At 70.7% G+C, this 16,818-nt stretch carries 16 protein-coding genes; 10 read left to right on the forward strand and 6 right to left on the reverse strand.

The genetic code is table 11. From position 1 onward, the window contains the following. Positions 1-51: 51 nt before the first annotated feature. Positions 52-1,671, reverse strand: coding sequence for a VPLPA-CTERM-specific exosortase XrtD (xrtD, locus tag DTQ71_RS19800; RefSeq protein WP_109566039.1), 1,620 nt, complete (start codon positions 1,669-1,671; stop codon positions 52-54). Positions 1,672-1,896: 225 nt separating this feature from the next. On the opposite strand from xrtD, the gene DTQ71_RS19805 reads away from it, so the two are divergent. Further along, entirely contained in the window at positions 1,897-2,553 is a 657-nt protein-coding gene (locus DTQ71_RS19805; protein ID WP_146204906.1) for a hypothetical protein, read from the forward strand. Between the two features lie 28 nt (positions 2,554-2,581). Here DTQ71_RS19805 and DTQ71_RS19810 read toward each other — a convergent pair whose 3' ends face one another. Next, positions 2,582-3,514, reverse strand: a complete 933-nt coding sequence (locus tag DTQ71_RS19810) for a LysR substrate-binding domain-containing protein (protein ID WP_109566041.1) — start codon at positions 3,512-3,514, stop codon at positions 2,582-2,584. Positions 3,515-3,620: 106 nt separating this feature from the next. Here DTQ71_RS19810 and DTQ71_RS19815 point away from each other — a divergent pair, with 106 nt between their 5' ends. Further along, on the forward strand, positions 3,621-3,902 hold the full coding sequence (locus DTQ71_RS19815) for a hypothetical protein (protein ID WP_109566042.1): 282 nt from the start codon (positions 3,621-3,623) through the stop codon (positions 3,900-3,902). Between the two features lie 41 nt (positions 3,903-3,943). Here the strand turns inward: DTQ71_RS19815 and DTQ71_RS19820 are convergent, their stop codons facing one another. Continuing rightward, positions 3,944-4,816 (reverse strand): LysR family transcriptional regulator, encoded by an 873-nt coding sequence (locus DTQ71_RS19820; RefSeq protein WP_170125514.1) that lies wholly within the window; start codon positions 4,814-4,816, stop codon positions 3,944-3,946. Between the two features lie 161 nt (positions 4,817-4,977). Between DTQ71_RS19820 and DTQ71_RS19825 the strand changes: the two genes are divergently transcribed. Further along, entirely contained in the window at positions 4,978-5,241 is a 264-nt protein-coding gene (locus tag DTQ71_RS19825) for a DUF4242 domain-containing protein (protein ID WP_109566044.1), read from the forward strand. Positions 5,242-5,326: 85 nt separating this feature from the next. On the opposite strand, the gene DTQ71_RS19830 is transcribed toward DTQ71_RS19825, so the two are convergent. Together DTQ71_RS19830 and DTQ71_RS19835 are read right to left on the reverse strand one after the other, a co-directional pair. Further along, positions 5,327-7,789 (reverse strand): tetratricopeptide repeat protein, encoded by a 2,463-nt coding sequence (locus DTQ71_RS19830; protein ID WP_109566045.1) that lies wholly within the window; start codon positions 7,787-7,789, stop codon positions 5,327-5,329. 124 nt (positions 7,790-7,913) lie between these two features. Then, positions 7,914-8,591 carry a sugar transferase gene (locus DTQ71_RS19835; protein ID WP_109566046.1) on the reverse strand — a complete coding sequence of 226 codons (678 nt, stop codon included), beginning with the start codon at positions 8,589-8,591 and terminating at the stop codon, positions 7,914-7,916. A 400-nt stretch (positions 8,592-8,991) separates the two neighbouring features. Here DTQ71_RS19835 and DTQ71_RS19840 point away from each other — a divergent pair, with 400 nt between their 5' ends. The 7 genes from DTQ71_RS19840 (at position 8,992) to DTQ71_RS19865 (ending at position 15,225) form a co-directional block, all read left to right on the forward strand. Beyond that, positions 8,992-9,873: an ExeA family protein gene (locus tag DTQ71_RS19840; RefSeq protein ID WP_109566047.1), complete on the forward strand. Its 882-nt coding sequence runs from the start codon at positions 8,992-8,994 to the stop codon at positions 9,871-9,873. Beyond that, the gene (locus DTQ71_RS19845) at positions 9,870-11,444 is read left to right on the forward strand and encodes a GumC family protein (RefSeq protein WP_109566048.1); all 1,575 of its coding nucleotides are present in this window, start codon (positions 9,870-9,872) and stop codon (positions 11,442-11,444) included. The genes DTQ71_RS19840 and DTQ71_RS19845 overlap by 4 nt, the downstream gene beginning before the upstream one ends. Before the next feature lie 25 nt (positions 11,445-11,469). Next, complete coding sequence (locus DTQ71_RS19850) at positions 11,470-12,294, forward strand: tyrosine-protein kinase family protein (protein WP_109566049.1); 825 nt, start codon at positions 11,470-11,472, stop codon at positions 12,292-12,294. A 173-nt stretch (positions 12,295-12,467) separates the two neighbouring features. Continuing rightward, positions 12,468-13,103 carry a polysaccharide biosynthesis/export family protein gene (locus DTQ71_RS19855; protein ID WP_109566050.1) on the forward strand — a complete coding sequence of 212 codons (636 nt, stop codon included), beginning with the start codon at positions 12,468-12,470 and terminating at the stop codon, positions 13,101-13,103. Then, positions 13,103-14,530: a hypothetical protein gene (locus DTQ71_RS19860; RefSeq protein WP_109566051.1), complete on the forward strand. Its 1,428-nt coding sequence runs from the start codon at positions 13,103-13,105 to the stop codon at positions 14,528-14,530. The genes DTQ71_RS19855 and DTQ71_RS19860 overlap by 1 nt, the downstream gene beginning before the upstream one ends. An 81-nt stretch (positions 14,531-14,611) precedes the next feature. After that, positions 14,612-14,842, forward strand: coding sequence for a spike base protein, RCAP_Rcc01079 family (locus DTQ71_RS24985; RefSeq protein ID WP_425452111.1), 231 nt, complete (start codon positions 14,612-14,614; stop codon positions 14,840-14,842). A gap of 8 nt (positions 14,843-14,850) precedes the next feature. Next, positions 14,851-15,225 carry a hypothetical protein gene (locus DTQ71_RS19865; protein WP_146204907.1) on the forward strand — a complete coding sequence of 125 codons (375 nt, stop codon included), beginning with the start codon at positions 14,851-14,853 and terminating at the stop codon, positions 15,223-15,225. A gap of 502 nt (positions 15,226-15,727) precedes the next feature. On the opposite strand, the gene DTQ71_RS19870 is transcribed toward DTQ71_RS19865, so the two are convergent. After that, positions 15,728-16,423, reverse strand: coding sequence for a metallophosphoesterase family protein (locus DTQ71_RS19870; RefSeq protein ID WP_109566053.1), 696 nt, complete (start codon positions 16,421-16,423; stop codon positions 15,728-15,730). Between the last annotated feature and the right edge of the window lie 395 nt (positions 16,424-16,818).

The following is a 16,818-nucleotide window of genomic DNA, read 5'->3' on the forward strand; positions in this document are numbered from 1 at the left end:
CGCGCGCGCGCGGGTCGAGCTGGGGGACGTCCTCCGCCGGGGGCGGGGGGCTCATCGGCCGGCGGCGTCCCCGCCTGTCCCAGGCAGGAAGCGCGGCAGGCGCGGCAAGATCTCGGCCATGAGCGCCTCGATCCGCGCCTCGGCGGCGGCCACGTCGTCATCGCTCCCGATGGGGGTGACGAAGCGCACCAGCGCCCCGTCCGTCCGGTCGATCAGCAGGCTGTCGCGCATCACCGCCAGCTTGGCCACGAAATCGTTGGTGAAGCGCTGCCCGCGCTGCTCGAACCAGTAGTAGACCAGCTGTTGCTGCAACCCTTTCTGGATGATCGCGCGGTTCAGTTCGAACGTGCCGAAGGCCGTGTCCGGGAAGGAGACCTCGCGCGTCTCCAGCGAGAAGATCTCCCAGCCACCGGCGGGCAGGCAGACCTCGGGGGAGTGGATCGCGCCGCCCTCGGTCTGCTTGGCGTAGAAAGCCGAGAAGAAATTGACCGGCGCGCCCTCCTCGGGGTCGAGGAAGGTCGCGTTGATGTAGTCGTCGGCGTCGAGCACCGCCTCGATCTCCGGCTCCAGCGGCGTGCGGAAGCTCGACCAGCCCGCGAGCGTCCGCGGGAACAGCGCGAAGCCGTCCCGCTCGACCGGCGGCGCGGGCGGCGCCTGCACCGTCAGATAGAGCGCCGAGACCGCAGCGGTCGCGACCGTGCCGACCGCCAGCATCGCGGTGGCGGGCAGGGCGGTGATCCGGCCCGCCACGCCCATCAGCCCGTTGGTGTCCAGATCGACCGCTTCCGACAGTGGCAGGGGGGCGGGGGTCAGCCGCTGCAGCAGGATCGCCGCCAGAAACAGCAGCGCGATGCAGGACATGAAGATGATCCAGCCCTCGAAGAAATGCAGGAACCCTTCCGCGTGCTCGATCCCGTAGGAATTGACCAGGATGCCGATGACGCCGATCCGGAAGGAGTTCATGAACACCGTCAGCGGCGCGGCCAGGGCGAAGATGACGGCCTTGTGCCAGAACGGGCCCCGGTAGAGGATCGCGAAGAGATAGCTGAAGCTGAGGATCGGGAAGAGATAGCGCAGGCCCGAGCAGGCCTCGGCCACTTGCAGCTTGTAGATCCCCAGGTCGATGATGTTGCCGTCCAGATGGACCGGCACCCCGGCAAGCTGCACGAACCAGACGCCGATCTCCGAGGAGATGCCCTGCAGCATCGTGGTCATCTGCCAGTAGAGGAATTGCGGCAGGGGAAGCATGAAGATCAGGTGGATCACCGGCAGCTGATGGCGGATCCCCCGCTCCCAGCCGAAGACGGTCAGCACGACGCCGCCCACCCAGAGGATGAAGGCATAGGTGACGATGTCGGGGATGCGCACCACGTTGCCCAGCACGGCCACGGCCAGGGCGAGCGCGATCACGGCGAGGCCCGGCCAGCGGCGGATGGGGCCGGTCTCGGCCCGCTCGGGGCGGTCGCGCAGCTCCCGCAGGAAAAGATAGAGCGAGATCAGCGGGATCAGCGGTCCGTGGCTGTATTCCGGCGTGCTCCAGGCCTGGATCAGCGAGACGAAGCCGAACCAGAAGATCGGCAGAGAGACCAGCAGCAGCAGCGCCAAGAGCGGGCCGCCCAGGGCCCAGCCCGCGAGGCCCGTCCTGCCGGGGGTCGTGTCGATCTGAGCCATGGCGCAAGCTCCTCTCGGGGGCGTCGAGGTCGGGTCGCGCCCGTATAGAACATCGGGCCACGGACAAGAAGGCGGGACGGAGGCGCGCGGCGCGGCTTGCGCGAATGTGATGCGGGCCTGCCCGGGGCGGGCGGCGGATATGCGCAAGGCTCGGGCGAAATTGACAGGGTGCCGGCACTCTGCGAGCGTTTTGCAAGGATAACGGAGCGGCATGAGAAAGACGAGATGGTTCGAATGATCGCGGCAGCCGGGCTGTCTCTCCTGATGGGCGTCGGCGCGGTCCATGCCTCCGTCCTGTCCGACGGCAGCTTCGAGGCGGGCACGCCGAACCCGTCCTGGACCGAGTTCTCCGCCAATTTCGGCACCCCTTTATGCACGATAGCAAACTGTGGGACGGGCAACGGCAGCGGCCCCCGAACGGGCGACTGGTGGGCGTGGTTCGGTGGCGTCCAATCCGCGCCCGAGGCCAGCAGCCTGTCTCAGACGGTGGTCCTTCCGACGGGGTCGGCGACGCTCCGGTTCTATTTCGAAACGCCCGCTCTCTCCGCCAATCCGTCCGATTTCATCGAGGCGCGCATGAACGGCACGACCGTCTGGTCGGAGACCGCCGCGACGGCCACGTCTGGACTTGGCTACAGTCTCGTCTCCGTCGATATCAGCGCCTACGCCGATGGCGGCAGTCACACCCTGTCCTTCTTCGCGGAAACGACCGGCAACGGCGTCTCGAACTTCTTCATCGACGACGTGTCGATCGAAACGGCGGCGGTCCCGCTGCCCCCGGCCGCGCTGCTGCTTGGGGGCGCGCTGCTGGGCGGGCTGGGCCTGGCGCGGCGACGGCCCCGACCGCGCTCAGACCACCGAGCGGCGGAGAACCGCGCGTAACGCCAGGCAGGGCCGTTACGGGGCTCCATCACCCTCCGGCGCGGGCCACGAGGTGACTGACGGCGGCGCGGTCGGCTGCGGCGGCGGCATCGGCCCAGGACCGGAAGGCCGCCACCTTGGGGATCTGCCATTTGTCGCGCCCCGCCAGCAGGCAGATGCCGCCCAGGGGCGATGGGCAGACCATGTCCGGAAAGGGCGCGACCAGGGTTCCGGCGTCGAGTTCCTCGCGGCAGAGAACGAGATCCGCCATCACCACCCCGACGCCCATGACGGCGGCCTTGGTCGCGATGTCGATATTGGGGAAGTCCTGACCGCGCGCGGGATCGACCCCCGCCGGGCGGAAGGCGTCGGTCCAGGCCGTCCAATCGGCATGGCTCCTGGTTTCGTGCAGCAGCTCGCAGGCGGCCAGCGCCTCGGGCCGTCGCAATGCCTTGTCGCGCAGATAGCGCGGTGCGCAGGCCGGGGTGAGCAGGGTGGGAAAGAGCGGCTGCGCCGCCAGATCCGGCGACCGGTTCGGCCAGTTGGAGACGGAGAAGCCGATATCGGCCTCGATCGGGTCGAAGCCGCTCTCGGGGTAGAAATCCGTCGTCAGCCGGACGCGGAATTCGGGATGCGCCGTCCTGAAATCCTCCAGCCTGGGCAAGAGCCACCGGATCGACGTGCCCGGCGGACAGATGATGCGCAACTCGGCGGCATCCGCGGAGAGGTTCTCGGCCGCGCGCGCGATCGTGCCGAACGCCTCCGAGACGACCGGCAGCAGCTTGAGACCCGCCGCCGTCAGCCGGACGCCCTGCGCCTGCCGCACGAAGAGCGGCACCCCCAGATGCGCCTCCAGCAGTTTGACATGCCGGCTGATCGCGCCGCGGGTCACGTGCAGCTCTTCGCTCGCGCCGACGAAGCCCCCGTGACGGGCTGCGGCCTCGAACGCCTTGAGGGCATTGAGCGGCGGGAGCTTCGCCATGTCTAAGGCTCACTTTTCCTGATCCATTGCGTGCAAAAGCTTGGTTTGCGCCCAGGCCCTGCTGCGCCCTACCGAGAGGATAGGCCAAGAAGGATGAGAAAACAAAATGCTTACACTGGGACTTGAGCAGCGGCGCGCCGCCGGGGCCGCCGCCCGCCTCTTCACTCTGTTCGAAAAACTTGTCCCTCGGCATCGCGAGAGAGAGCCGCGCGCGCCGCTGCGGCAGGATCTGGAGCGCCTCGCCCTGAGCGCGCCGCATATGCTGGCGGATATCGGCTTCGCGCGCGACCCGAAGGCGTCTTCGCCCGGCAGGACGGTCTGGCGCCGGGGCCCGCTCTGCGTGGTGGTTTCGGCCGTGGCGCCGGAGGTCTCGGTCTCGGGGCCCTAGCGGCCCGCGCCCGGGCTAGCCGGGTCGCCCCCCCGCCGGGGCTAGCCGGGCCAGGCGAACCCGTTCGCGGCGCGCATGAGCGCGTCCATGGCGGGCGAGAACTTGCGGCCGGGCACGGTCACCAAGGCGATGCGCCGTTCGACGGCGGGCTCCACCAGCGGGCGCTGGATCAGACCCGGCAGGGTGACTGAATATTCCGGCATGAACGCGAAGCCGATCCCGGCCAGCACCATGGCCTGAACCCAATCCTCGCGCTCGGAGCGGAACCGCGCATAAAGTTCCACCTCTTTGTCGGCGCAGACGGCCATGACCATCTCGCGCATCTCGCAGGAGAGCCGGTCGACATAATTCTCGCCCGAAAGCGCGTCGAGCGTGACAGCATTCAACCGCCCCAGCCGGTGCTCGGGGGGGAAGACGACCACATAGCGCTCATCGTAGAGCGGATGGGTCCGGAACGTATCGGCGATCTCGTCCGTCAAAGTCATGACGGCGGCATCGATGTCGCCCTCCGAGAGATTGTTCTTCAGCTCCGCGGGGGATTGCTCGCTGACGGACAGTTCCAGGCCGCTATGGTTCTTTTCGAACTGGGCGAGGAAGCGGGCCAGCCGGATATGCCCGATCGTGGACATCACGCCGAGACGAAGCGGCACCTTTTCGAGCAGCCGGAAGTTTTGCGCCAGGACCTGCGTGGCGGCCGCCTCGTCGACGATATGTTGGAGATGCGGCAGCATCGAGCGCCCGAAATCGCTCAGCAGGATCCGGCGGCCCTCGCGGTGGAATACAGGGGCGCCGAGCTCGTCCTCCAGGGCCTTCACGCCCTTGGTGAGCGCGGGCTGCGACACGTTGCACTCCGCCGCGGCCTTGGTGAAGTTCAGATGCCTGGCCGCCGCCAGCACATATCGAATTTGGGACATCTCCATCGCCGCGACCCCTCGACCCCATGCCGCCACATGCCGTCGATCCTAGCCGATTCGATCCAAACCGGCGGTTATTGTTCGATAGCGAAACGCTGTTTCCCAAGGCGCGGGGTTTCAGGCCTCACTGGAGGCACGGCATCGAGAGGAGGAGACCCGCAATGTCAGTCTACATGGTCGAACGGAACCTGAAGGGCATCAGCATGGAGGACCTGGCCGGCGCGCAGAAGGCCGCCATCGCCACGGCCGAGCGCATGTCCGGCAATGGCGACCCGATCCGCTACCTTCGCTCCACCTTCGCCCCGGAAGACGGCCGCTGCATGTGCCTGTTCGACGGCGAAAGCGCCGAGCAGGTCCAGCGGCTGAACGAGACCGCCGGCCTTCCCTATGAGCGCGTCGTCGCGGCGCTCGATCTGGCGCCGTGATGACGCTGTGATCTGGCCGGGACCGATGCGGCGGGGCGGGCAGCGCGCGCGCCCTGCCTGATCTCGGCCAGCCGGAGACGGCGCGTCACTCGCCCGTCGGGGCGCCCGCCTCAAGGGCTTCCAGCTCCGCCCGGGCGCGGGCGACCTGGGGCGGCGGGGGGCCGGGCAGCTCGATCTCCAGGGCGCGGCGGAACTGGGCGGCGGCGTCCTCGGGACGGTCGGCGGCCAGATAGGCCATGCCCAGATGGTATTGCACCGCCGGGTCGTCGGGCAGACCGGCCGCGGCGGGCTCCAGATGGGCGATGGCCGTCTCGGTGTCGCCGCGGCGATGGGCGATCCAGCCATAGGTGTCCTGGAAGGCGGGGATCTCGGCCTCGCGCAGGCGGCGGGCGACGGTCCAGGCGCGCTCCAGGCTGTCCGCATCGTCGCGCAGGGTCGACAGCAGGCTGGCCAGGTTGTTGGCGATGACGACATTGTTCGGCGCGGCCGTGTAGAGCCGCTCGTAGATGGCCAGGGCGCCCTCGGCATCGCCCCGCCGCTCCAGAAGGCTCGCCTGGGTCCAGAGCAGGTTGGGCCCCTCGGGCAGCGCGGCGAGGGCCTCGCTCAGGATGGCCTCGGCGCGGTCGGAATCGCCCTGGGCATAGGCCAGGCGCACCAGGCTCATCCAGGCGTTCTCCAGCTGCGGCACGTCTTCGACCAGCGCGCGGAAGCCCGCCTCGGCCGCCTCCAGATCGCCCACCGCCTGCAGCGTGGCGGCATGGGCCAAGCGGCGCACCAGCGCGTCCGGCTCCTCGGCCAGGAGCGTGTCGGCATAGGCGCGCGCGCCCTCCAGATCGCCCGCGCTCAGCCGGGCGCGCAGCACCGCCAGTCGCACCGAGAGATCCCCGCCGCCGGTCTCCCCGGCGAGCCCTTCCAGAAAGGCCACCGCATCCTCGGTGCGGCCCTCGGCGGCTAGGCGGATGGCTTGCAGCCCGTCGGCCGCCTGCGTGGCCTCCTCGGTGCCCCAGCCGCGCAGGCTGCGCTCCACGTCACTGGCGCGGACCCAGTCCTCCATCCCGCGATAGACGCGGGCCAGGTCCAGCATCATCGGCAGGTTCCGGGGCGTCTGGCGCAGCGCGGCGATCAGCGCCTCCTCGGCGGCCAGCCAGCGCTCCTGCTGCATCAGGAAGGCGGCGTAGCGGCGGGTCTCCTCGGGGGCGCGGCCCGAGACGTCGGCGGCCAGCGACAGCATGTCCCCGGCCAGCGCCCGGTCGCCGTTCCTGAGATGGGCCTGCGCCATCAGCGTCATGGCGCCGGTATCGTCGGGGGCGGTGTCGAGCGCGCTGCGCAGGGCGGCGATGGCGGCATCGACCGCGTCGGCCTCGATATCCCAGGCGGCCCGCAGCTTGAGCGCCTCGATCTGGCCGGCATCGGCCTCCAGCACCTCGGCCACGCGCCGCTGGGCGCCGACGCGGTTGCCGGTCCGCTCCAGCATCCGCGCCAGCAGGATGCGGGCGTCGTTCTCGGCATCGGAGGTGCCGGCCCCCTCCAGCAGGTCTTCGAGTTCGGCGATGGCCGGCCCGGTCTCGCCCTGGTCGAAGCGGATACGAGCGCGCAAGGAGCGCAGCCCGGTCGGCGCCTCGGCATCCGCGATGGCGGTGTCGAGCGCGTCGAGCGCCGCCTCGGGCCCGCGCTGCTCCAGCAGGAAGCCGATGCGCAGAACCTGCCGCTCGGACTGGGCCTCGGCATCGGGGGCGGCGGCGACATAATCGGCCAGCACCGCCTCCGCCTCGGGGCCGCGATCCTCCGAGAGCAGGAAGCGCACCAGATCGGACATCGCCTCGCGGTCGTCGGGGAACTGCGCGCGGCGGGCCCGGAGCGCGGCCTCCAGCCCGGCCATGTCCTGCTGCCCGACCAGCACGCGCAAGCGCATGTCGTGCAGGTCGCGCGCCTCGGGCGCCACGGCGAGCGCGGCGTCGAGCCGCTCGACCGCGGTGTCGAGCGCCTGGGCGCGCAGCGCGTCGTCGATGGCGATGCGATAGAGCGGCAGATCGTCGGGGCGCGTCTCCAAGAGGGCCAGGGCGCGCTCGGCGGCGGCGCGGCGGGCCTCGGGATCCTCGGCCTCCAGCGCGTCGGCATAATCGATCGAGGCGGCCAGCGCGCGCACATCCGGATCCTCGGGGGCGAGATCGCGCACGCGGTTGCCATAGCGGCGCACAATGTCCCAGGCGCCCTGCGTCAGCGCCAGCTGCGAGAGCGCGACCAGCGCCTCGCGATCCTCGGGATATTGCTCGACCAGGCGCAGATACTGGCCCATGGCCTCGCGGGTGCGGCCCATCTCCAGGACCGTGGCGGCATAGAGCGCGCGGGCATCGCGATGCTGCCCGTTGAGATCGAAGACGTTGCGCAGCTCGACCAGAGCGCGCTCCGATTCGCCCTCCTCCAGCAGAGCCACGGCGCTCTCGTAATGTTCCTGGGCGCGCTCCTCGGCGGATTGGCAGGCGGCGAGCGTCAGCGTGAGCGCCAGGGTCAGCAGGGCGGCGCGCAGGCGGGAGCGTGCTTGGGTCATGGTCCGGGTCACAGCAATCGATAAGGGCCCGCGCGGGCGGGCCGGAGTTTCACACAGACTTGGATATCGGAACAGACATGCCAAGGGGCGGCGGCGCGACGCCGCGCCTCCTGGCCCCGGATCCTCAGCAGCCGGTGCCGCGCAGCACCACTCCGACCGTGCGCAAGAGCACCGTGGCGTCGGTGCGCAGGGTCTGCGCCATCCAATAGGCGTCGTCGAATCGCGCCCGGTCGCGGAAGCGGCACTGATTGCGGTCGGAGATCTGCCAGAAGCCGGTCAGGCCGGGCCGCATCGCATAGTAGCGGCTGCCGGGATAGAGCACCTGCTGGGCGGGCAGCATCGGGCGCGGGCCGACCAGGCTCATCTCGCCGGTCAGCACGTTGATCACCTGGGGCAGCTCGTCCATCGAGCTCTTGCGCAGGAAGCGGCCGAAGCGGGTGATGCGGGGATCGCAGCGCAGCTTCTGGGTGTCGTCCCATTCGGCGCGGGCCTCCGGGTCGGAGGCCAGATGCCGCGCCAGCAGGGCGTCGGCGCCGGGCACCATCGAGCGCAGCTTCCACATCCGAAAGACCCGACCGCCGCGGCCCACCCGGGGCTGGCGGTAGAAGGGGGAATGCCCGTCGAGCGCCACGACCGCCGCCGCCATCAGGATCAGCGGCAGCCAGAGCGGCAGCGCCAGGATCACCAGCGTCAGGTCGAGCGTGCGCTTGCCGAACCGGGAATAGGACGCCACTGGGTGCGTACGGGGGGCATCCACGAAAAAGCCGATCTGGTCGTGGATGTCGTCTGGATAGGCACTCATTAACGTCGGTCTCTGCTCTCGAACCTGCTGACCCAGCCGGTGCTATCGTTAAAAACCGACTAGAATTGGACCTTTCCTTGGGTCTGACCGCTAGATCGTCCCAGGACAACCCTTTTTCCGCATCTTCCGGTAATTCAGTGTGAAACGGCCCGATTCCGCATCGTCGCCTCCGCCCCGCCCCGGCGCGACCGGTCGCGGCGCCCCCCTGCGGACACAGTGCGATCACAGTACGATCCCAGTGACGGGACGCGCCGACTCGAATGTGCAATGCGCTCGGGAACGTGTCATGCGTGTCATTCGGCATCGTATCGGGGCCCGGGGGCCTGACCTTCCCGTGCGACCGACCTATAAGGAATCGGCCTGCCCCGGCCCCTCGTATTTGGAAAGGTATCGGCAGTTCATGTCCGGCTCGACCTATTTCGCCAGCCATTTCGGCCTCCGGGAGCGGCCTTTCACGCTGCTGCCCGACCCCGACTTCATCTATTGGAGCCCGGCCCATAAGCGCGCCTTCACCGTGCTGGAATACGGCGTCTTCACCTGCGCTCCGATCACCGTGATCACGGGCGAGGTGGGCGCGGGCAAGACGACGCTTCTGCAGCGGCTGTTGCAGGATCTGGGCGAGCAGGTCGTGGTCGGGCTGGTCTCCAACGCCCAGGGCGGGCGCGGCGATTTGCTGCACTGGGTGCTCAACGCGCTCGGGCTCGATGTCGGTCACGAGACGGCCTATGTCACCAAGTTCCAGATTTTGCAGGACTTCATCATCGAGCAATACGCCGCCGAGCGGCGCGTTCTGCTGATCATCGACGAGGCGCAGAACCTGTCCATGGAGGGGCTCGAAGAGCTGCGGATGCTCACCAATATCAACTCGGGCAAGGACGAGCTGTTGCAGCTGATCCTGGTCGGCCAGCCCGAGCTGCGCGACATGATCTCGCGCCCCGAGCTGCGGCAGTTCGCGCAGCGGGTGACGGCCAGCTTCCACGTGCCCGCGATGGATCTGGAGACGACGCGCGCCTATATCCGCCACCGCCTGACCCATGCCGGCGGCACCGGAGGGGAATTCTCGGACGCGGCCATCGGCGTCGTCCATGAGGGCTCCGGCGGGGTGCCCCGCCTGGTCAACAAGCTGTGCGATTTCGCCATGGCCTATGCGATGTCCTCGGAGCGCGCGACCGTCGAGGCGGACACCGTGCGCGACGTGCTGGCCGACGACATGTTCATCACCACCCGCGCGCCGGCCCCGGCCCCGACCCCGCTGCGGCTGGACAGGAAGATCATGGAATGAACGCCGACCTTCGGTTCTACGCCCGGCTGCTGCTCCGGCGTCTGCCGGTGATGGCGCTGCTGTTTCTGCTATGCACGGCGATGGGCGTCGTGCTGGCCTTGCGGCTGCCGGCGGTCTACGCGGCCTCGGCGCGGCTTCTGGTGGAGGCGCCGCAGATCTCCGAGGAGCTGGCGCAATCCTCGGTCCAGATCGCCGCCACCGAAGAGATCGAGATCATCCGCCAGCAGCTGATGACCCGCGCCAACCTGATCGACATCGCCCGCAACCTCTCGGTCTTCGAGGAGATCGGCCGGATGTCGCCCGACGAGATCGTCGAGGAGATGCGCGACAACACCGATATCCGCGCCACCGGCGGCCCGTCGCGCGGCGTGGCCCAACCGACCATCGTCAACGTCACCTTCAACGCCCGCGAGGGACGGATCGCCGCCGCGGTCGTCAACGAATACATCACCCGCATCACCTCGGCCAATGTGCGCAACCGCACCGACGCCGCCGGCGACACGCTGAGCTTCTTCGAGCAGGAGGTCGAGCGGCTCGACCGGGAGCTGTCGACCCGGCTGGAGCGGATCAGCGCCTTCCAGCGCGAGCATGTCGACGCGCTGCCCGACGGGCAGGCCTACCGGCTCGACCGCCAGTCGCTCCTGCAGGAGCGGCTGGCCGGGCTGGGCCGCGACATCACCGGGCTGGAGGAGCAGCGCGCACGCCTCACCGACCTGTTCGAGACGACCGGCCAGGCGGCCGGGATGCAGAGCGCGCAGCCCGCCCTCTCGCCCGAGGCGGCGCGGGTCGCCGAGCTGGAAGCGGAGCTCGACGAGGCGCTGACGGTCTTCTCAGAGACCAACCCCCGCGTCGTCCAGCTGCAAGGCCGGCTGGAGCGGGCGCGCGAGGCCCTGGCCGACAGCCGCATCGCGGCGGAGACGGGCGAGGCCCAGACCGCCCCCGCCGAAGACCCGCAGACCACGCTGTTCAACCTCCAGATGGCCGAGATCGACGCCCGCGTCGCGCAGCTGCGCGCCCAGATCCCGCCCATCGAGGACGAGCTGGCCCAACTGCGCGACGCCATCGACGAGACGCCGCTCAACGGCATCACCCTGGCCGGGCTGCAACGCGACTACGACAACATCCGCCAGCAATACGACGCCGCCGTGGTGCGCCTCAATCAGGCCAGCATGGGCGAGCGCATCGAGCTCTCCGCCCGCGGCCAGCGCATCACCCTGGTCGAGGCGGCCTCGGTGCCCGACAGCCCCGACAGCCCCAACCGTCCGCTGGTGGCCGCCGCGGGCGCGGGGCTGGGCCTGGTGCTGGCGCTCGGGCTGTTCGTCCTTCTGGAGCTGCTCAATTCCACCGTGCGCCGGGGCGCCGACCTGCAGGCCAAGCTGGGCGTCGTGCCGCTGGCCACGATCCCCTATCTGGAGACGCGGAGGCGCCGGATCTGGCGCCGGATCGGCAGGGCCCTGGTCATGCTGGCGGTGCTGGTGGGCGTGCCTGCCGGGCTCTGGGCGGTGGACACCTACTACCTGCCGCTCGATCTTCTGACGCAACGCCTGCTGGACCGGCTCGGCCTCGCCTGAGCCCCCCCGCCCGAGGACATCCCCGATGGAGAAGCTCCGAGACGCTCTCGACAAGGCCCGCGCGGTGCGCGGCGGCACCGCGCCGGCCGCGCGCCCCCGCGGCCCCGCGCCCCTGCGCGGCCGCACGGCGGCGACCGATGCCGCCTGGGCGGATCTGGCCGCCTTCGCGCCCGACCCGAAGCTCCTGGCGAAGAACCGCGTCGTCACGCTCGACCCCGGGCGCGAGGCCACGCCCTTCGACATCCTGCGCACCAAGACGCTTTTGCAGATGCGGCGCAACGGCTGGCGGCGGCTGGGCATCACCTCGCCGGGCCCGGCCTGCGGCAAGACCACCACGGCGGCCAATCTCTGCCTGTCGCTCGCCCGCCAGGTCGAGCTGCGCACCATCCTGATGGAGATGGACCTGCGCCGCCCCGCGCTGTCCAAGCTCCTGGGGCGAAAGCCCGAGATCGATATCGGCGAGATGCTGATGGGCGAGGTGCCCTTCGCCCGGCAGGCCCTGCGGGTGCGCGACAACCTCGCCATCTCGATGTCGGCCAGGCCCCATCGCGACCCCGCCCGCTACATGCTGAGCGCCGAGACCGAACAGACGCTCGACGCCGTCGAGGCTGAGTATCGCCCCGACCTGGTGGTCTTCGACCTGCCGCCACTCTTGGTGAGCGACGACACCCGCGCCTTCATCGGCAAGGTCGATTGCGTGCTGATGGTGGTGCGCGCCGAGCAGAGCTCCATGGCGCAGATCGACGCCTGCGAGCGCGAGATCTCGGAACATACCAACGTGCTGGGCATGGTGCTGAGCCATGCGCGCTTCGCCGATACCGAAGGCTATTACGACTACGATTACGGCTGAGGCGGGCGGCGCCGGCGGCGCTCCGGGACGTCCGCGAGGCGGCGCGCCCCGCAATGGCGTGGTCTGAGGGAAACAGTCGCGGCCCGGTTTCGGCCGCGTTTCCGTCCTCGCCTTCCCTCGGGGGGCGGGGCTGGGGCAGGGTCCGGGCCATAACAACAAGAGCAGGCACGGTCATGACGGTCACTGCAATCCGGGTTCCGCCCCTGGCGGCGCTGCTTTTCGCGGGACTCCTGGCGCTCGTCTGGGCGGGGGGCGCCGCGGCGCAGGGCTACAAGGTCCGCTCCGGCGACACGCTGACGATCGAGGTGCTGCAAGACAGCTCGCTCAACCGCAACGTCTTGGTGACGCCCGACGGCACCTTCACCTTTCCCTTCGCCGGCACCGTGCGTGCCGGGGGGCGCACGCCCGCCGAGATCTCCCAGCAGCTGACGCAGGCCATCGCCTCCAATTTCGCCGCCCCGCCCAACGTCTTCGTCTCGGTCCGCTCCCTGCGCCCCGAGGATCCCGCGGCGCAGGCCGAGGAAGAGGCGGTGATGCTGATCTACGTGCTGGGCGAGGTCAACGAGCCCGGGCCCAAGCGGATCCTGCCCGGCACGACCTTCCTGCAGGCGCTGTCCACGACCGGCGGCTTCACCAATTTCGCCGCCGACAAGCGGGTGCAGCTGCGCCGCACCGACCCCCAGACCGGCGCTCAGGGCGTGACCGTCATCAACTACCGCGCCATCGCCGCGGGCGCGGCGATGAGCCAGGATATCGTGCTGACCGAGGGCGACGTCATCCTGGTGCCGCAGCGCCGCCTCTTCGAGTAATGCGCGACGGCGGGAGGGCGCGCGCCCTGCGCCGCGGCGCGGGGCTGGCGCTGTCGGGCGCGGCCATGCTGGGCGCGGGGCTGGGCCTCGCGCAGGAGCGCGGCGCGGCCCCCAATCCCGAACTGCGCTTCGATCTGGGGATCGGGCTGGAGCAGGACGATGACGGGGCCGGGCTCCACACCGATCTGGGCGCCACCTATGCGACCCGCACCCGCACCCAGGATCTGACCTTTTCGCTCGGCACCGCGGTGGCGCTGGACGGGGAGGGGCTGAACGAGAACGCCTTCCTGCCCACGGCCCGGCTGTCCTACGGGTTCGACAATGGCGACACCCTGCTGAAGCTCGCCGGCAGCTACCGGGTGCGGCGGGTCGAGGGGATCGCCTTCGTGCTCGATGCGGGGGCGGACGGATCGGAGGGCGGGCTCGACGAGCTCGAGGCCGTCGATGACGACGGTCGGCTGGAGACGCTGGGCGCGGGGATCGACCTCGCGCTCAACCGCCGGGCGCCGATCGGGCTGGAGCTGGGCGCGGAGGTGATCGACCGGAACTACCGCGACACCGACGACCCCGATCTGGACGACACCCGCAGCGTGAGCCTGGACGCCGCGCTACGCCTGACGCCCCGGCCGGGGCTGGATTTTCGTCTGACGGCGGCGCGGAGCACCGCCACGGATGCGGGCGAGCTGGACAGCGAGACCGAGACCACGACCCTGGGCGCGCGGGTGAGCTGGGCCGCGACCCCCGCCACCCGGGTCGATCTGAGCCTCGCCCATTCGGAGCGCGAGGAGGCGCGCAACCGCATCGCCATCGTGGGCGGCGCGCTGGTCGCGACCGGCGGGCGCGAGACGGTGACGAATGACGGGCTGGTCTGGCGCGGCGAGATCGTCCAGGCGCGGCCCAACGGCACCCGCGCGCTGCGCTTCTCGCGCACGCTGGTCGCGGGGGGCGCCGTCGCGCGGCTGCGGCTGGCCCGCGCGCTGGAGCTGCCCGGCGGCGGGGCGCTGGAGCTGGCGATCGGGGCGGCGCATTTCGAGGGCGGCGACACCACGCCGCTGCTCAGCCTGTCCTATGCCGCCGCGCCGCTGCCGGGCGACAGCCTGCGCGTCACGCTGGAGCGCATGGCGGAGACCGATGGCGACGACCAGGAGGTCGCACGCACGCGCGCCCGGCTCTCCTATGAGCGGGCGCTAACGCCGGTCTCGCAGCTGACCCTTTCGGCGGGGCTGGCGCGGGTCGACGTGCTCGACGGGTTCGAGCCCGACCGGACGACCGTGACGCTGGGGGCGGCCTATACCCGCGACCTGACGCCGGATTGGGCGCTCTCGGCACGGATCGACCACGCCGCCGCGCGCGACGAGGGCGGGGAGACCGAGCGCGACAGCCGCGTTTCGCTGACCCTGGGACGGAGCTTCTCCTTCCGGCCCTGAGAAGGGGCGGAGCCCAAAGGCCGCGTCCGGGACGCGCCTGGCCGCTCCGGCGGACTGGGGCTCTGCCCCAGACCCCGGGACATTTGGGCAGGGAAGAAGGGGGCGGGCGCGCACGGCCGGTTCGTCACCCTCTCGTTCACCGGCCTCGCCACCGCCAGCCGCGCGCTGGCCGTCGCGCGATCGGGTTCCATGCGGGTGACCACCGTGGGCGGCAGCACCGAAGCCATCCATATCGCCGCCGGCGTGCCCTTCCCGATCCGGGTCACGCGGGTCTGGGCGACGGGCGCCACCGGCATCGTGGCGCTCTGGTGATGCTGGGGATGGGGCTGCCCCCCGCCGCGCCACCGGTGGGCGCGCTTGCGGATCGCGGCGCGGGGCCGGTCACCTCGCCCGCGCGCATGGCGGCCCCGGTGCTGGACGCGCTCACTACCGACGGGCTGGACGTCACGCTGGCGGCGGCACCGAGCGCCAATAGCGCCCCGATCACCGCCTACGACCTGCGCTATGCCCTGGGCGGCGGCGTCTCGGTGGAGGTCCAGACCCGGGCCGTCAACGCCGAGGGCGCGGGCGCCTGGGGCGACGGGGCGGTGGCGGTGACCGTGTCGGCCGGGCTGCCGGACGGCATCGTCACCGACCCGGAATTCCTCGACGGGACCGCCTGGGACGTGGTCAGCGCCACCTCGGCGCGGGGCTGACGGTCGACGGGACGAACCCGGATTTGAGGTCCTGTAATACCGAGGATGGGTACGTCTTCCCGGTCACGTCCGGCCAGGCCTACGAGATGACGGTCGATATCTCCGACGTGCCCTTCACGGGCCGGCGGCGGTTCTCAATGACCTACGACAAGGGCACGACGCCGGCGGCAGGGACCGCGACCGTCTCCATCCAGCTCGGGCGACTTCCCAGGCTCACCCTTCACCTTTTCGGCGCCGGGGGTCTTCGGCCCCTATGCCGTCCCGACGCCGCCTCCGGCGGACGCCAAATGCGCGGTTGCAGATCGCCCTGCTGGACGGCGAGGCGGAGCTCACGGTGCGGAAGGTGAGCCTGGTCGCCGTATAGACCGTTCCGCGCGGGGCTGGGCGCGGCAAGGCGGCCCCTCCATTGCACGTCATCTCCTCGGGTGCGGCGGGCGTGGCGCTCCGGGGGAGACGTTGGGCGGGGATCTCTCCGGCCGCCGTCCCGCCCGCGACCCGACGCTCAGGCCCCGACCTGCAGGAAGCGGATCGGCGCGCCGGGGAAGATCGCCGCCGCCGTCAGCCGCCCCGATGCCCAGGCCCCCGTGTCCACGGCCACCCGCCGCCCCGCCAGCTCGGGGGCGTCAACCACGGTATGGCCATGCACCACCCACAGCCCATCCCGCCGCGCCCGCCGCGGCGGGCGCCCCCAGAGCAGGACGCGCGGATCCTGCGCGTCCAGGGCCAAGACCGGGTCGAGCGCGGCATGCACGCAGACCACATCGCCCGAGCGCCAGGTCGCGGGCAGCCCCCGCAGCCAGGCCTCCGTCCCCGGGGGCAGAGCCGCGCGGAGCCGCATGGCGATCTCCTCGGGATCGAACAGCGCGCCCAGCCCATAGCTCGCCAGCGTCTCCATCCCGCCATGGGTCAGCCAGCGGTCGCCCCGCTCCCCGGGCCGGTCGAGCGCGTCGAGCAGCATCCGCTCGTGATTGCCCATCAGGCAGACCGTGCGGGCCGGGTCGAGGGCGCGCAAGGCATCCAGCGTGGCGCGCGCGTCGGGGCCGCGATCGACATAGTCGCCCAGGAAGACGGTGACGGCCTCCGGCCCGCCCGCCGCGTCCGCCTCGATCAGCGCCAGCATCTCCGCGAGCAGGTCGGCGCGGCCGTGCAGGTCGCCCACGGCATAGACGGGCCGCTCGGGAGCGGGATGGTCCGGCATCGCGGGCAGGTCTCCACCAGGGCGTGCGGCCCGTCATCGCCCCATCGGGCGGGAGGCGCAAGCGGTGGTACCTTTGCATCAGGCGGGAACGCCCGGTCGAGAGGTGCGCCTCCGGCGGGGATATTTGAGCAGGGAAGAAAGGGAGGCGGGGCGCCCGGGGGATGTCTCGGCGATCCGTGGCGGCGTCTTCGTCAAGGCGGGCGGTTCGTCTTCGCCCCATCGGGCGGGATGCAAGCGGTGATGCTTTTGCATCAAGCGGGAACGTCCGGCCGGAACGTGCGCCTCCGGCGGGGATATTTGGACAGGGAAGAAGGGGGGGGCGGAGCGCCCGGGGCGGGGGGCGCGTCTTTGCCGGGGGGCGGTGTCTTCGTCGGGGGGAGAAGCGGGGCAGGGCA

The organism is Jannaschia seohaensis (genome assembly GCF_900116765.1).
GTDB classification, from domain to species: Bacteria; Pseudomonadota; Alphaproteobacteria; order Rhodobacterales; family Rhodobacteraceae; genus Jannaschia; species Jannaschia seohaensis.

Bases quoted from the DNA above. Each gene is read 5' to 3' on its own strand.
- DTQ71_RS19845 (WP_109566048.1), top strand. From the start codon at position 9,870: ATGAACGCCGACCTTCGGTTCTACGCCCGGCTGCTGCTCCGGCGTCTG.
- DTQ71_RS19870 (WP_109566053.1), bottom strand. From the start codon at position 16,423: ATGCCGGACCATCCCGCTCCCGAGCGGCCCGTCTATGCCGTGGGCGAC.
- DTQ71_RS19860 (WP_109566051.1), top strand. From the start codon at position 13,103: ATGCGCGACGGCGGGAGGGCGCGCGCCCTGCGCCGCGGCGCGGGGCTG.
- DTQ71_RS19855 (WP_109566050.1), top strand. From the start codon at position 12,468: ATGACGGTCACTGCAATCCGGGTTCCGCCCCTGGCGGCGCTGCTTTTC.
- DTQ71_RS19850 (WP_109566049.1), top strand. From the start codon at position 11,470: ATGGAGAAGCTCCGAGACGCTCTCGACAAGGCCCGCGCGGTGCGCGGC.
- DTQ71_RS19805 (WP_146204906.1), top strand. From the start codon at position 1,897: ATGGTTCGAATGATCGCGGCAGCCGGGCTGTCTCTCCTGATGGGCGTC.
- DTQ71_RS19835 (WP_109566046.1), bottom strand. From the start codon at position 8,591: ATGAGTGCCTATCCAGACGACATCCACGACCAGATCGGCTTTTTCGTG.
- DTQ71_RS19840 (WP_109566047.1), top strand. From the start codon at position 8,992: ATGTCCGGCTCGACCTATTTCGCCAGCCATTTCGGCCTCCGGGAGCGG.
- xrtD (WP_109566039.1), bottom strand. From the start codon at position 1,671: ATGGCTCAGATCGACACGACCCCCGGCAGGACGGGCCTCGCGGGCTGG.
- DTQ71_RS19810 (WP_109566041.1), bottom strand. From the start codon at position 3,514: ATGGCGAAGCTCCCGCCGCTCAATGCCCTCAAGGCGTTCGAGGCCGCA.
- DTQ71_RS19815 (WP_109566042.1), top strand. From the start codon at position 3,621: ATGCTTACACTGGGACTTGAGCAGCGGCGCGCCGCCGGGGCCGCCGCC.
- DTQ71_RS19865 (WP_146204907.1), top strand. From the start codon at position 14,851: ATGGGGCTGCCCCCCGCCGCGCCACCGGTGGGCGCGCTTGCGGATCGC.
- DTQ71_RS19830 (WP_109566045.1), bottom strand. From the start codon at position 7,789: ATGACCCAAGCACGCTCCCGCCTGCGCGCCGCCCTGCTGACCCTGGCG.
- DTQ71_RS19825 (WP_109566044.1), top strand. From the start codon at position 4,978: ATGTCAGTCTACATGGTCGAACGGAACCTGAAGGGCATCAGCATGGAG.
- DTQ71_RS19820 (WP_170125514.1), bottom strand. From the start codon at position 4,816: ATGTCCCAAATTCGATATGTGCTGGCGGCGGCCAGGCATCTGAACTTC.